This is a genomic window from Allobranchiibius sp. CTAmp26 (assembly GCF_017565405.1).
Lineage (GTDB): Bacteria > Actinomycetota > Actinomycetes > Actinomycetales > Dermatophilaceae > Allobranchiibius.
The window spans coordinates 1-15,665 of sequence record NZ_JAGEKR010000021.1 but is presented as its reverse complement, the minus strand read 5'-3'; the positions used below and the strand labels follow the sequence as shown (position 1 = coordinate 15,665).

General features: G+C 62.1%; 10 protein-coding genes. 6 read left to right on the top strand and 4 right to left on the bottom strand.

What is annotated here, in order from left to right; genetic code table 11:
* Positions 1-33 precede the first annotated feature (33 nt).
* Positions 34-702: a DUF6308 family protein gene (locus J4030_RS15140; RefSeq protein WP_208050067.1), complete on the bottom strand. Its 669-nt coding sequence runs from the start codon at positions 700-702 to the stop codon at positions 34-36.
* A 101-nt stretch (positions 703-803) separates the two neighbouring features.
* Positions 804-1,256 (bottom strand): hypothetical protein, encoded by a 453-nt coding sequence (locus J4030_RS15135; RefSeq protein ID WP_208050066.1) that lies wholly within the window; start codon positions 1,254-1,256, stop codon positions 804-806.
* A gap of 340 nt (positions 1,257-1,596) precedes the next feature.
* Between J4030_RS15135 and J4030_RS15130 the strand changes: the two genes are divergently transcribed.
* The 6 genes from J4030_RS15130 (at position 1,597) to J4030_RS15105 (ending at position 13,945) form a co-directional block, all read left to right on the top strand.
* Positions 1,597-7,176, top strand: a complete 5,580-nt coding sequence (locus J4030_RS15130) for a type ISP restriction/modification enzyme (RefSeq protein WP_208050065.1) — start codon at positions 1,597-1,599, stop codon at positions 7,174-7,176.
* A gap of 128 nt (positions 7,177-7,304) precedes the next feature.
* Positions 7,305-8,495, top strand: a complete 1,191-nt coding sequence (locus J4030_RS15125; RefSeq protein WP_208050064.1) for a hypothetical protein — start codon at positions 7,305-7,307, stop codon at positions 8,493-8,495.
* Positions 8,496-8,983: 488 nt separating this feature from the next.
* Positions 8,984-9,265, top strand: a complete 282-nt coding sequence (locus tag J4030_RS15120) for a hypothetical protein (protein WP_208050063.1) — start codon at positions 8,984-8,986, stop codon at positions 9,263-9,265.
* Positions 9,266-9,440: 175 nt separating this feature from the next.
* On the top strand, positions 9,441-10,463 hold the full coding sequence (locus J4030_RS15115) for a hypothetical protein (protein WP_208050062.1): 1,023 nt from the start codon (positions 9,441-9,443) through the stop codon (positions 10,461-10,463).
* Between the two features lie 653 nt (positions 10,464-11,116).
* A complete protein-coding gene (locus tag J4030_RS15110) occupies positions 11,117-11,935 on the top strand; it encodes a DUF1524 domain-containing protein (protein ID WP_307864720.1) in 819 nt (272 codons plus the stop codon).
* A 1,641-nt stretch (positions 11,936-13,576) separates the two neighbouring features.
* On the top strand, positions 13,577-13,945 hold the full coding sequence (locus J4030_RS15105; protein WP_208050061.1) for an ArsR family transcriptional regulator: 369 nt from the start codon (positions 13,577-13,579) through the stop codon (positions 13,943-13,945).
* Between the two features lie 29 nt (positions 13,946-13,974).
* Here the strand turns inward: J4030_RS15105 and J4030_RS15100 are convergent, their stop codons facing one another.
* Together J4030_RS15100 and J4030_RS15095 are read right to left on the bottom strand one after the other, a co-directional pair.
* Positions 13,975-14,607: a hypothetical protein gene (locus tag J4030_RS15100; RefSeq protein ID WP_243763436.1), complete on the bottom strand. Its 633-nt coding sequence runs from the start codon at positions 14,605-14,607 to the stop codon at positions 13,975-13,977.
* A 66-nt stretch (positions 14,608-14,673) separates the two neighbouring features.
* Entirely contained in the window at positions 14,674-14,979 is a 306-nt protein-coding gene (locus J4030_RS15095) for a hypothetical protein (RefSeq protein ID WP_208050060.1), read from the bottom strand.
* Positions 14,980-15,665: the final 686 nt, after the last annotated feature.

Here is a 15,665-nt window from a genome sequence, read left to right as displayed (position 1 = left end):
CGAATTCACAATTATTACCGGGCGATGACCGTCCTATGAACTGCGTAGCTCAGCCGTACGACCGCTGCCGTCCATCCATGCCAGGACGTCAAAGACTCGAAGCGGACTGATGTGGTGTGGGAGCACGGCCACGGTACGCAGTTCTACCAGCCTTTGGTGTAGTGCCCCACTGTCGGCGCGGAGGGCTGTCCACAGTGGCAGCCACTGCAGGCCCGAGTCGTTGAAGACGTGGGTCCTGATGACACGGTCGTAGACGGGCACGAGCCGGGGTCGTTTGCGAGCGATCAGCTTGCTGGTGGTCGTTGGTCCCATGCCCGGCAGGCTCATCAGCGCACGCCATAGAGGCCAGGCTGGAAATGCTGCCTCTTCGACTGACGGCTCATCGACTAGGTCGCGGTCGTCCCCCACGTCGCGCAGAAGGTCGTTGAACCTCTTGCGGTGCGTGTCGAGGATGGACACTGCAGCCTGGCCCGGGAACTCAACAGCCAGCAGGGTGACCGCTACTAGGTCATCCGCGGTGAACGTGTCCATGCTCCTGGACCGGGTACCTGATGGGTCCCACCCATCGAAGACTCCGCCGGTGTACCAGGGGTCTCCAGTCCCCGTTCGCCGGGTGAAGTACTCCGTGAGGACCTTGACCGCCTGGTCCTGCGCACCTTCCAGCAACGATGGGGTCAGGGTCAATCCTTCGTAGATCTTCATCGACGAAAGGCTCCTTCGCTGGTCGTGGTGAGCACTCCCTTCTTCAGGATTTGATGCGACCCCAAGCCGTCCCCTTCGCCAGTAGTGGGCGGGGCGATCAACTAGAAGGCGAACCCAATGCCCACACCAGCCGAACTACCGCTTGGGTTCCGAACGTTGAAGCTGCCCGCCCACCATGCGCCCAGGTGACTCGGTGATACGCGAATCAACGGCATCTCCAACGCAAACCCTGTGAAGGAGGCGACGGAGACATTCTTCAGACGTAGAGCGTCCTCTGGTACCTCTCCTTCTGCAGAGCCGAAGCGGCTCACCTGGTTGTTCGCTTCTCCTATTGCCGCCTTCTCGAGGTCTTGTTTGCTATCCCACAACCGTCCGCGCACGTCCTTCATGGAGGCTGCCTTCGCGAGGTTGTACACGTGGTGGTCGAACTCTTTGCGAGAGACCAGCACGCCCTGAACGACTGACGAACCGAGCAGCAACGTCAGTCCTGGGGTGTGGTCACCCTCCTCTGCAGCCGCGATCAGGCGGCGCAAGACGGGGTCTAGGTCGGCCATACCTTGACGTTAAAGGGTTCAGACGCGAGGTGGGGCATAACTGCCGGACGGTTGTTGAGGCGTCCGTGCCGCGCTTACAAGACGCAGAGGCGAGCCCAATTCACTCCATCGCGCGTTAGCCCCGCGTCCGAACCGCCCTTGGCACCGCGAGCCTGATAGTGATGGACCTAGGGAACTAGCAGTGTTTGCTGCTGGCATGCTTTCGCCGATCGGAGTATTGATGCCTAGGGATTCCTACCACCCCTCCGGGATCACTGATGGCCCCGGTCAAGGTGACGCCTTCGACGTGGTGCGTCGAGACACGTTGTCCCCTAATGCAATAGGTATAGGCAGCATCCGGGTGTTCGTCGAGGACCACTGCGCCAACTGCCTTCGCCAGTTGGACGCGACGATCAACGGGCTGTTCTGCTCTTCATGGTGTCGAGAGACCACGGGCAACGTCCGCTACTTTCGGGCCATTTCCCGTGACGGGCGGTTGCAGGATCCAGACGTGCAGCAAGCAGTGGCGACCCGCCTCGCGTTCTTAACGGCAGGAGGCTACGACGCTCTAGGGCGCACGCTGAGCCCAAGCACTCGACGCGAGGTCATCGACCGCGATGGTGGGCGCTGCGTATCGTGCGGCGGACCTGGCACAGAGATCGACCACATCGCTAACAGCTCGGCAGACCCCGCGAACCTGCAGCTGTTGTGCCACACGTGTCACAGCGCCAAAACCGCCGCGGCGATGGTCCCAGCATCCGAGTCGCACCGCGTACTGGTGACCGGGCTGCTGAACGATCGGGTCCGCCCTGACCAGCCACGGCTGCTCGCAGATGACGAGAACGCATGGTCCTCCGTGTGGCGCAGACTGAAGGCCGAGCGCAAGCAGCGGATCAGCAAGCGGGACCGCGCATCAGTGACCCTGCCGCCTGATCCGCAAGCCCAGCGACAGACGGAGCGCCGGGTGCAGGGAGCTCCCACGTCTCGTCCAGGCACAATGCGACCCATGCCTACCTCGGTGTTCGACGTCCTGGACCAGCTGCGTGCGGTGTCTACCTCCGAGGCGGACAAGGGCACACGCTTCGAGCAGCTGATGGCTGCGTTCTTCATGGTGGATCCGACCTACGCGGACCAGTTCAGCAAGGTCTACCTCTGGCAGGATTGGCCAGGGCGAAACGGCAAGCACGACACCGGCATTGATCTGGTCGCGGTGGATGCCCAGACCGGTGGGAACGTGGCGATCCAGTGCAAGTTCTATGCCCCCGACCACCACGTGTCGAAACCCGACGTGGACTCATTCCTGTCCGCGTCAGGCACCACCGACTTCGAGCGCCGGATCATTGTCTCAACCGGTGCGGACTGGGGTGCCCACGCTGAGGCTGCGCTGCACGAGCAGTCCATCCCGGTGACCCGTATCGGGATGAGCGACTTAGAAACCTCCACGATCGACTGGTCCCAGTTCTCCTGGTCCGCCCCGCAAGACGTAACACCACGGGCCAAGAACATCACTCGTCCCCACCAGCAGACCGCGATCCAAAAAGTCACCGCCGGCCTGGCCGAGGTGGACCGGGGCAAACTCATCATGGCCTGCGGCACGGGCAAGACCTTCACCTCGCTGCGCCTGGCCGAAGAGCACGTCGGGGCCGGCGGGACGGTGTTGTTCTTGGTGCCGTCCATCTCCCTGCTGTCGCAGACGGTGCGGGAATGGTCCGCGCAGGCCCAGCTTCCGCTGCAGATGCTCGCCGTCTGCTCGGACGCCAAGGCCACCAAACGCACCGGCACCGCCTCCGAAGACATCTCCGCTGTCGACCTCGCGTTACCAGCGACCACCAACCTGGACCTGCTGCAGCAGCGTTGGGACACCGCAGTGCGCGACGACCAGTCGATGACGGTGTTGTTCGCGACCTATCAGTCCATCGGGGTTGTCGCTGCTGCCCAAAAAGGGGGTGAGTTCGACCCGTTCGACCTGATCATCTGCGACGAGGCACACCGCACAACCGGCGTCACCATCGCCGGGCAGGACGAGTCCGCCTTCGTCCGCGTCCATGACAACGCCTTCCTCGCCGGGACCAAGCGGTTGTACATGACCGCCACTCCCCGGCTTTTCGGAGAAGACTCCAAGAAGAAGGCCAAGGACTCCGACGCGGTCATTGCTTCGATGGACGACGAGGACACCTACGGCCCGGAGCTGCATCGCCTCGGGTTCGGGGAAGCAGTGGAACGCAAGCTGCTGACCGACTACCGGGTCCTGGTGTTGGCCGTGGACGAGCAGTACATCTCCGAGAACTTCCAACAGGAACTTGCCGGCTCCGGGGAAATCCCGCTCGGGGATGCTGCCCGGATCGTGGGCTGCTGGAACGGGCTGGCCAAGCATTTCGACACCACTGCCGATGAAAGCGACCACCCGATGCGACGGGCCGTCGCGTTCGCTAAAGACATCAACGCGTCCAAGAAGGTCGCTGCGTCGTTCCCGCTGCTCGTAGACAAGCACATCGACACCCTGGAGCTTGACCCCGCCCGCGCACCACGCGCCGACGGTCGCGATGCCGGTCTGCGCGTGGAGTGTCAGCATGTCGACGGAACCTTCAACGCCTTAACCCGCAACCAGCGACTTGACTGGCTAAAGGCCGAATCCCCCGCGGGTGTATGCCGGGTGTTGACCAACGCCCGCTGCCTGTCCGAGGGGGTGGACGTGCCCTCCCTGGATGCGGTGATGTTCCTGACCCCCCGCAGCAGCGAGGTCGACGTGGTGCAGTCCGTGGGGCGAGTGATGCGTACCTCGCCCGGGAAGGACTACGGGTACATCATCCTGCCAATCGCTGTGCCATCCGGGATTGCACCAGAGGAAGCACTGCGCGACAACGAGAAGTACAAGGTCGTTTGGCAGGTGCTGCAAGCCCTGCGCGCGCACGATGACCGGTTCAACGCCACCGTCAACCAGATCGACCTCAACAAGCACCGCCCCGACAAAATCCGCGTCATCGGGGTCTCCGGGCCGAACAGCCAAACAGATGAGGACAACACCACCAGCACCGGCGTCCAGACCGCGCTCTCGTTCGACTTGGGATTATGGCAGGACGGGATCTACGCAAAGATTGTCCAGAAAGTTGGTGAGCGCCGGTACTGGGAGACGTGGGCCGGAGATGTGTCTGTCATCGCCCAACAACTCACCACCCGCATCACCGGCATCCTTTCCCACCCCGGTACGGACACTAGCGCCGAGTTCGAACGTTTTTTGGACGGGCTCCGAGGCAACCTCAACGAAGCAATCACCTCCGACGACGCTGTGGAGATGCTTGCCCAACACCTCATCACCAGACCTATCTTTCAGTCCTTCTTCGGTGCCTACGACTTCACCGCTTCGAATCCGGTCGCTCGCATTATGGAACGAATGTTAGACGCCCTGGACGAGCACGCCTTGGACACAGAAACCACCAGTCTGGACCGCTTCTACGCCTCCGTCGCCCTTCGCTTGGACGACATCGACAACGCTACCGGGCGACAGAAGATCCTGGTCGAACTCTATGACAGGTTTTTTGCCAAAGCCTTCAAACGGCGGGTGGAGAAGAACGGTATTGTCTACACCCCGATCGAGATCGTTGACTTCATCCTCCGCTCGGCGGACGAACTCCTACGTCGGCACTTCGGCCAAGGCTTAACTGACGAAGGCGTCCACATACTCGACGGATTCACAGGCACCGGCACCTTCATCGTGAGATTTCTGCAGCTGGGGCTCATCGAGCCAAAAGATCTGGTCCGTAAGTATCGGCACGAGATCCACGCGAACGAACTGCTGCTGCTCGCGTATTACATCGCCGCAGTCAACATCGAGAGTGCATACCTTGACGCCCGCAGAGACGCTTTGGAGCGCCGCCCGCAGTACGAGTCCTTCCCTGGCCTGGTGCTTACCGATACCTTTCAGTCGTACGAACCAGGAGACCGGCTGGACGACTCTGTGTTCGTTGGCAACAACGAACGACTCACCCGACAGAGGGCCAATCCGATCACCGTGGTGGTCGGCAATCCGCCGTACTCCGTGGGCCAAGACTCCGCGAACGACAACAACGTAAACGATTCGTACCCTGGGCTGGACGCCTCCATCAGCGCTGCATACATGGCTGGCCGCGGGCGTGGAGGAAACAACTCTATCTATGATTCGTACATCCGTGCGTTTCGCTGGGCCACCCTTCGCTTGCGAGACCAAGGTGTGATCGCTTTCGTTACAAACGGTGGCTGGATTGACTCCAACGTAGCTGCAGAGATGCGAAAATCAATTGCTGCTGAATTCAGCACCATCTACATATACAACCTGCGTGGAAATGGTCGTACTGGTGGCGAAGCTGGACGCGCGGAAGGACGACCAGTATTCGAGTTCGGTGGCTGGAATACCGATGGTACGGAACGCAAGAACACGAGCGGCGGGTCGCGCGCTACGATCGCAATCACACTTCTTGTTCGCGACCCTACCCACACTGGCCTTGCCCGGATTTTCTACGCACAAGTGCCGGACGCTCTAACTGCTGGGCAGAAGCTAAAGGAAGTCGAAAAGGCGACCTCTGTCATGGGCCTAACGACCACCACACAGATTACTCCCAACCTGCACGGCGACTGGCTAAATCACCGCCAAAGTGACTTCATGGGTTACCTGCCGATGGGCGCCAAACATGGTGACGATGTCGGACAGACCACTATCTTCGGACTCTACGGTCGCGGCCTAGAAACTGGTCGAGACGCATGGGTCTACAACTCGTCACCGGCTAAACTTATTGGAAACATCAGAAAGACCGTCGAAGCCTTCAACCAGCAGGTCGCAGACTTTGTGACGCTACTGGCGGCCCGGCCGGGAGCGAGATCTAAAACTCTCGTAAACGACTTCATCGACCTCGATCCCGCGAAGATTTCGTGGACCTACAGCCTCAAGAATCGCCTAGCTGCCCGCCGATTGCTGACCGTCGAACCCGACCATGTGGTACGCGCGACTTACCGCCCTTTCAACCGAACCAACGCCTACTTCAACCGCGGGCTCAATCACATCACTGGCCAGATGCCACGGTTCTTCCCAACGCCCGGTCACCCCAACCACGGCATCTACCAGGTTGGTATGGGTTCAGCGGTGCCGTTCTCAGTGCTTGCGTTGGACGCAGTTCCGGACTTGCACGTCACCGGCGCCGGCTCTGGTGGGCAATTTTTCGCTCGATGGCGGTACGAGGATGTGAAGGTTGGTGACCAAACGCTGTCGTTCGATGCGCCGACGACGGATGCCCAGGTCATCGCCGGCTACCGCAGGATCGACAACATCACCGACGCTGCATTGGCGAGATTTGTAGCGACGTACGATCGTCCAATCTCTAAAGATGACATATTCCACTACATCTATGGGTTGTTGCACTCGCCTGACTACCGTAGGACGTACGCGGCCGACCTGAAGCGGATGCTCCCACGCATTCCACTCGTGGTCGACCCAACCCCTTTTATCGCGGCGGGGGAACAGCTCATGCAACTTCATCTCGGCTATGAGCAGCTGGAGCCCGATGCGATCGAAGGGATGCATCCAGACGCTCCCGCTGGTGAGGCTGCATACGATTTCTTCGCGGTGCAGAAGATTCGTCTCGGCAAGTTCCCGAAGCGCGAGGGTCAGCGAGTCGCCGACACTGACAAGTCGTCGATCATTTACAACTCCCGGATCACGCTCAGCGGTATACCCGTCGACGCGTACAGATATACAATTGGCTCGCGCTCGGCGATTGAGTGGATCATTGACCGCTACCAGGTCAAGACGGATAAGAAATCGGGCATTGTCAATGATCCCAACGATTGGTCCCGTGAAGTGAAAAACCCGCGCTATATCCTCGACCTAATTTCACGCATTGTAATGGTCAGTCTAGCAACCATGAAGACTGTCGATGAATTACCGCCGTTGGCGATCCGGGATGACCATTGAGACCCCACCTACCTCGGCGGCCACAAGACCGAGGCGTCCCTACGATGGCAGGGCCAGGAGAAGGTCTACGAATTGCCGAACTTGTCCTTCGGTCAAATCAGTGGATGCACCGACGGATCGAGCGAATTGTGATCGAGCCGACCAGCGAGTGCACTCGATATATATCAATTGACTTCACCCTCGAGTCTGACCTCATGGTCGTTGGCTCATCGACGGACACTGTTCTTGTCCCCCTTGGGTTGTGCCGCAAGGGACCGCTGACGGCGTTGAGCATCCGGGGGCCCTCAGGCAAACCTGCCCCGTTGTTAGAGACCACCGCGAACGGCGAGCATGCTGTCGCGATGCTAGTGGCTATGGCTTTGTCGGTTGCAAATGTCAGGCAGACAGACGACCTAGTAAACTTTCGGTGCCTCATAGAGTCCGTGGTTTTCCACCAAGGCGCTCCCGACCCAGCACTTGCTAGCAAGATCTCCGCAGGACTTACGGCACTGGGTATTGCATGCGAGTCGGAACCGGCGGCCTCGTTCGCCGAGCTAATACAACAGTTCGAGTCCAATTTCTTAATGGTGGTGGAGCTTGACGCGGACGTCGTCGGCAGGCGGTCGATCGTGAAGATCGATTATCGCGAGCCGAGGGGGCAAAACGATCTTGCGCCGTGGAAGCCAAAGCTTGTCTGGCAGATTCCTGAGTTTGGCACGGCCGCAAGCACCCACGTGGAATTCTCCTCGCCCCCGCTGCTACTGGTCTCAGACGCCGAGCTGATCGAGGGTGACGCGGACACCGGAGTAGCCGTAGCCAGGAGTGCCGAACCTGCTGCGACAGTGCACTTGGTTGCCCGGCCCAACAGTCGCTTCTCGCAGGCGTCCGCCATCGTCACGCTCGCACCGAGGCGCTACGGGGCAATCACTGCGTTGCGGGTTGGAGGGTGGTCCATTGTCGCGGTGGTGGTGCTGGGATTGTTGATTCGACACCTGCGATCCACAGCTGTTCTCCCCACCAAACCGCTGGGAACGAGCTTCCCGACCGTGCTGCTAGCGGTAGGAGGACTGCTACTTACCTGGATCGCACGGTCACCCGAGGACTGGTCTACCTCCCGCATCCTGCTCATCGCGCGGCGGTCTCTCCTGAGCTCAGCACTCCTCACCGTGCTGGTCGCCGGCTACCTTGCAATCCCTGTTGGTGGATCGATGCGGTCTCTAGGGTGGTGCATCATCCTGGGGCTGGCGGTGTTGAACGCAGTATTTGGCGAGGTGTTGTGGCGCCGCTGTCGGATCAAGGCGCTACGGTCGCAGTCAGAAGCTACGGAAAGGACCGCGTGATGAGCATGATCTCCCGCAAACCGAAGGCATCCGCACGGCGCAGGACATCCGGGGCAGTGGTTTATAAGGGAGCCGGTGCACCGCTACTAGGTGACAAGTCACGCACTCGAACGAAGAAGCAGGCTGACGAAGTGATCGACGCGTTGCTGGGCAAGGGGCGTCGCACTTCCTGACATCTGCCAGTCGGTGCCCTGAATTCCTGTCGGCCTAGGGAGCCTTCACTGCTGTCATCCGCAGGGTCAGTCGTCATGCTTCGATATCGCGTGCCGCATGCCGCGGAGAAGCTGCTTGTCGCACTTGGGGCGTTCGACAACGGTGAGATGACCGGTGTCATCGCAGGTCAGGAGTGGTGTATCGGATGGGTGATCCGATGCACATGAGGGGACTGCGCCCGCCAGCATCGAATCAGTGGTGCGTCCGTTCGACCTCCAGCTGTGGCCGTTCGCAGGTTCGATCGCCGGGAGGGACATCGCTCTTACCATGGAGCGATGAGAAACCCCGGATATGTGCATGAGCTAGCCGCGCTCCACCTCGGGGGGAGTCCAGACATCGAGGAAGTGGTCAACCGGAATGGCGTGAGCAACGCCGACCTTGAAGAGGCCATTCGCAACCTGGCGCCTATGGATCCAGCTGCGCGCGACGCCAGGATCCATCAGCTGTGCGTCTCCGATGCACTCGAACAGGGGTATGCCGAGGGAGATCCTGCCCGGGAGACAACCTGGGTCTTGGGCCAACGCGCCCACGCCTATTACGACCTTCACAACGAGTGAGGCGGCCAACAGCGCACGCAGAGCTATGCCTCGCTTCTCACAACAGGATGGTCCCGTGGAACGAGTGGGTCACGACGTCCGCAGGGCGTCGAAGGTGTTTGCACCGCGGTTGGGCGAACACCAAGCCAGCAGGTCTTGTAGAGCCTGATGGGCGGCCGGCTTTAAGATCCACCGCGTGATTGACCACGGCTGGCTGCCGATCGAGCTGCACCCGGTCGCGATGCGGCTGGCCCGCGCTGACGCTGCAGCCGAGGAGTTGGCGAAAGTTGCCCTGTCGTGGTCTAGGGGTGACAACGATCTTGGAGCCGTAACCCTCCGTCAGGTCGAGCGAACGTCCGGCACCTACGACGTGGAGATTGCCAGGATTCGGCCGGTCCCCCCACTGGCATCCATGTTGTTCAGTGAGGCCGTGCACCACCTGAGGGCGTCGCTGGACAACGCCGTGTTCTACATGGCCGAGCAGGAGCATGGACGGCCGTTCACGCCCGGGCAGGCCCGGGCCGTATCAATGCCGATTTACGACACGCAGGAGGGGTTCGACGCCAAAATCAGGCGGCTCTCAACCGGAAAACATGCAATACCGGCGTTCGGAGCAAGTGGCGCCCTCGGCCAACGCCTCGCGGCACTACAGCCGTTTAATGACCGCACAACGATCGGCTCTCTGTCGAAATTTCTGGCGCTCATGATGGGAGTTTCAGCAGCGCAAGCGCAGCCGCTGAAGCTCCTTCGCGACTACTCGAACGAAGACAAGCACCGGACCATGCGGGCCGCAGCGGGCCACACCCTCGTGCAACGTCTTGACGTCTCGCGTCAGACCGTGAGCAAGGGCATGAGGCCGATAGACGTAGGTACCGTTATCGAGCAGGTGCCCATGGACGTACCGACCGGCGTCGAGATCTCGCCCGCCCTTTTGTTCGAGAGACCGGACGGGGACTGGGTGGCGCCCGGCCCCGAACTCGACGGCATCGGTCGACACGTTGCCGACATCGTGATCCCATCGCTGGTCAGCGGCACGGCACGCACGCACGCGGTGCCCGCGCACATTGACCTAAGCGACAACGGTGAGACGATGCCTGCGAGGCTGGCAGGTGGCGGCACAGCACGGGCTCACGAGCGCGCGCGGGAGACCATGACGGAGGCGTTCAGGCTGGCTACGCAGCAGGGTTGGCACGTCCTGTCCGTGGTCGAAGAACCGTAGCTGTCGCCCTGTAGCCGACTCCCCACTCCCCATCCCGGGGAGGGCCCGTTTCAGTTCGGCACGGCCACCGACCGTCCCGTAAGACCTGCCCCGTGAACAGTCCCACCCGACTATCGTCGCCGTAAGTTACGCTCCGGGAACTAATACAGGGGGCGTACATGGGTCTAGGGGCAACTCCTCAGCAACGGCGACCGAACGGCAGCGGTGGTCGCAGCCTGGTGGCGTGGGCAGGTTGGGGTGGCTTGCTCCTGACTGCCCTGCTCGGATTAGCCAGTTCAGGTGTCAGTGGGCTGTTCAGCCTGGCCGGTGTCTACGTACTTGTCGTCGGGGTCATCGCGCTCGTCCGCGGGAAAATTCGGTGGGCACTGCTGCGCAACCGTGCGATGAGCGGCGTAGCTATTGGTGGGGCAATCGTCGGGTTGGTGGTGGGTGGCGCCACCGCCAAGAACCCGTCAACGACCCCGGTTGCAGGTCACAACTCGAGCTCCACTATCAGAACATCAGCTGGCGCCCCGCCCAGTGCGACGCCGACCGCGGCCGCCAGCACCACGCCACCGATCACTCCGAGTGTGACATCCAACTCTTCGGTGAGGTCCAGCTCGTCGACTCACTCCTCAAGCTCCACCGCCGCCCAGAACCCAGCGAAGGCAATCGTGCGGTCCGACACCGCCTCCCACGCAGCGTTGGCCACGCTGGCGACACTCCCAGTGAAAGGCCGGGCTCCGCAGACGGGGTACGACCGGGCACAGTTCGGGCAGGCGTGGACCGACGACGTGACCGTGCCCGACGGGCACAACGGGTGCGACACCCGCAACGACATCCTCAGCCGCGACCTGACCAGCATCATCTACAAGCCCAGCACTAGAAACTGCGCTGTCGCAACAGGGACATTGCACGACCCCTACACCGGACGCACGATCAGCTTCACCCGCGGCGAAAGCACCTCGACTGCGGTGCAGATCGATCACGTCGTGGCGCTCTCAGACGCGTGGCAAACCGGAGCCCAGCAGCTCAGCTCAGAACAGCGTCAGAACCTCGCCAACGACCCCCGCGAGCTTCTCGCGGTCGACGGGCCCACGAACGAGGCCAAGGGCGACGGGGACGCCGCAACCTGGTTGCCGCCCAACAAGAGCTTCCGATGCACGTACGTCGCCGACCAGGTGCAAGTGAAATCCGCGTACCACCTGTGGGTCACCCCCGCCGAAAAAGCAGCAATGACAGCCGTCTTGACACACTGCTCCAACCCGCCCGCAGCTACCCCAAGCCCTAGCAGCACGCGCACCCCATCTCCGTCGTCGACACACACCAGCCCTCTCCCCCTGGTGCCGACCACGACCGCACCCCAGCCGGCGGACGTGTACTACGCCAATTGCGCTGCCGCCCGCGCCGCTGGCGCTGCACCGCTGTACCGCGGCCAGCCCGGATACCGGGCAGGTCTGGACCGCGACCACGACGGGATTGCCTGCGAGTAGGTTTCCCGCACCTGTTCCCCTACGTTCGGCACCCGGCGAACGCAGGGGACGACGCTGAGTTGTGAGTCTGACCTCGTCCGATCTAGGCGGGTATCCAGTCGACGCGGCTACCCGGCCTACGGCCCAGGATCTTGTGACCCTCCAGCGGGCTCGTGTCCCGCTTGGATGGCGTACGGGTCAGCCGTTGATCTATCGCGACTGTGCGCACGCCTACTCCTACGCATGGCATCCATCTCACCTTTCCGAGCTTGGTACCGCTGAAGTCGAAGGCGCGCCTCGTCCGAGAGTGGTGTCGCCTTAGCGGATGCGTGGCGATCAATCATGTCCTGTCGCTGTCGCTCCCTCCAGCGCCGGAGCTCCCGCCGATCGCGCAATCGCGACACCTGGGACGCCAGCCAACCGACGAACAGGCCGCCGATGAGGCATAAGGAGGCTGGGTCGTGCCATGAGCTGGGCTGCGTGCGCCCGCTCAAGCGACACCACACACCGAATGCGCCCCCGCCGATCATCGGTGGGACAAACGCCAGCTTGTCCGCGGATTTCACGCCCCACCTGCTGCAGAGCAGGCAGACAAGGAACAGCAGGTACCCCAGAGCGCACCAGAAATATGTAGAGGAGGAGTCCAGTGAATTCCTTAGAGCCCTCACATGAAAGGGCGCCAGCAACCGCGCGATCCAGAGTCCGGATCCTCCCAGCCATTCGGTAGCAGTAGGACTCAACAAGACCAGAATTGGGACCGCCACGATGCCCGCCACCGCAGCGTCCCTAAGCCGTCCATCGCGCCTCAGCACCAGCCCAGTCTGTACTGTCACCGACTGATCGTGGGCAGTTCGTTCGAATGCGGAGGGTCCGCGCACTAGGTGGTTGGCAAGCACAAACTCCGAGTTCGCGTGGACGAAGTCATCACGCTTTTCCTCCGACGGTGCTGAACTTGGCGCGCGGTCTCCGCGCGAGTTCACGTCTTACGTCCACCGCATTCACCCACACTCCCTGCACCGGCGCCACTCGCTGGTGCCAGAGCAACACCCACACGCACCGGCCCTGCCACCTGGCCGCGCGACCGGTCACCCATTCGGACCCCTCGGGCCATTGCAGACGGACCCGCACGCGAATCGGGGTAACCGCATACGTTGCTGCACGAGGGCGGGGCGGCCAGGAAGCGTTGATCGGCTCTTCTGTCCCGGCGGGGTGACCACCCGTTCCCGAACCGATCGCTGTTAGCACGTCATCTCGATGGAGAGATGTGCGATCGGCATCTGCATGCTCAGACGCTACGAGGCCCTGCCGACACCACCTGCTCGCAATGGGTGGGCAGCCAGATCGTGGTCACCCGGGAGCCATTACAGCGGAGAGCGGGTGGAGAGCACGTGACAACTCATCGCTCGATATGCAGGTAAGAACGATCCACACACGTAGAGGCGAGGGATTGCCAACACCCACATGAGCACCGCGGCAATCACCACGAGGGTCAGCGCAGCCCGGTTGTGGCTGCCCTCACCTGGCGTTCCAGGTCTCACTGCACGACGCTGGGGGAAGGCGCACACCGTGAACCGACCGCTGCACCATGACACCGTGCCCGGCTCCTGGTGAAGTCTGCACGAAACGGGTGGGCTGCACCACACGCGCCGCTACCGTCCGTGCATGGACTCCCGAGGACGCGGCAGGCCACCCGTCGAGCACTTCCCCGCCGACCCCACCGGTGCCGACTGGCCCGAGCGCCGAGTGCGGGACTGGATGCCCGTCGAAGACTCCCTCACCCTCAGCAGGAAGTTCGCCGTGCTTGCCACCGCAGGCCGCCTGTACGTGCTTGGCATCGTCCAGCGCCAAGGTCCCCTCACCCTGCTGCAGCTGTGCGAACTGGCACAGATGAGCGTTCCGTCGACCCGCCGATCGCTCCACGATCTCCGACGCATCGGACTGGTGGAACAGCTCGGCAAACCTGGAAAACACCGCCGCAGCTGGGCCGTCGTCCCCGGTGCAGCCGACCGGCTCGCGGACTATCTGCGATAATTCAGACCGACGACGCGTGACGCGCGCGATCAGCTCGGGACGACCGGCGAGTATGTCTCGGAGCCAGCCCGCAGCGATCGGCCAAGCCAAAACAGCGCGAGGTCAACATCTCGGGCCCGCCACACGGTCCCGCTGTCAGTAACAGCCCCACTGAGTTGCTCCACCAGCGCCATGTAAGCCCCGTACCGACCGCGCTTGGGTGGCAGCGAAAGGCCCAGCATCTCCAACCCGACTTGGGCGCGGCGGTCGTACACAGCCATCCGGGCAGGAGCAGCAGCGAACAGGACCGCCGAAGCCAACGCATCTCCGGACCTGAAGCCAGGGAGCGTCGAAAGAGCGGTGCGACCCGCGCTAGCAGCTTCCGGGGTGGTGATGCTGGTGTTCAACACATGGCATACGGCCGCGCCAGTGACGTCACGGATGTGCGTGTCGGATAGCGCCATGAGCTCGCTGGTCCACCGGCTGCTCGCACGAACCCGTTTCCACAACACCAAGGCACCAATCTCAGCCTTGCCAACGGACTGCTCCTCCGCTATGCGAGCGCTTATCTGCACCAGCACGTCGTCGTAATGCTCGGACACCCCGTCCTCGTAGCCCCGACGGGCCTCTATCAACCGTTCGATGATGGCCGGGTTGATGATCTGAGCGTCAGCTGATGGCATCAAACGGATCGTGCCACGATCTGTCACGGTTGGTCGTTCATCGACCCGAACGGCAAACCTCTGCAGCTATGCAGTGCTGACGACGGACAGCGAGTCCAGGCGCAACTTCGGCGTGCCGTCCTGCGCGAGGCGGACCTGCACAAGAAGGTCGCACACCGCACCCGCCTCTACGCCATCCCATGACAGGCAGGCGAAGGTCTTCGCGAACACCAACACGGTGGCCACGAACCCAACGTCCTCGATCGACAACGCCGCCCATAGCTCACCCATCACGTTGCGCTTCAACTGCAGGTGCCGCACCGTGGCTCGCACCACGACCAAACTCCGGTCAGGGAGTCGGGTCACCCCTACCAAGTCGATGCGCTCAGTCATGCCTCAACGGTAGTCAGGGGCGGCGACACGAGGTCGAGGATCTGCCAGTCATTAGGTGCACGGGAGACCCGCCCGAATCACGGTCCCATCAGATGCCTGCTGGCCACCTGGCTTGCGCGTCGTTAAACACGGTGTGCCGGTTTTGCAGTCCGCAAATAGTCCGCAAAAACCTCGTGACAGATCATGCTCCACCAACGTCACAAACGAAGAATGTGCAGGTCAGGCGGCCGCACCGCAGACTCCCGTGCCTCCCCAACGGCGGGGCTCAAGTACGAGATGAACTTCGACGGAATCTGGGATTGGGCCGGCATCGTTTGCCACGGACGCCTACGACGTCCCGGACCCAGGCATCAACAACGACATCAGACCATCGACCCGGTCAGCACCAGTACTTCCAGCACCCTTTCGGTGCCTGTGTCCCAGCTGTTATGGCTGTCAACGTCGCGGCTAAAGCTGGTGCGAGCGCCTGTTCAGGTCACCCCGCCGCGCCCGCGGCTGCGTCACTTCACCCCAAGTGCCCTGCGCAGGAACCACCGGGCCTGTCCGATGAACGGTGTTTCTGGCGTTCATTGTTAGAGGTTCTCCGCGGCTGGCATGCGGTCGGCGAAGGTGATGGCGAACGCGTTCAGGGCTGGCTTCCACCGCATCGCCCATCGTGCCTGTCCGGTGCCCTTGGGGTCCAGGAC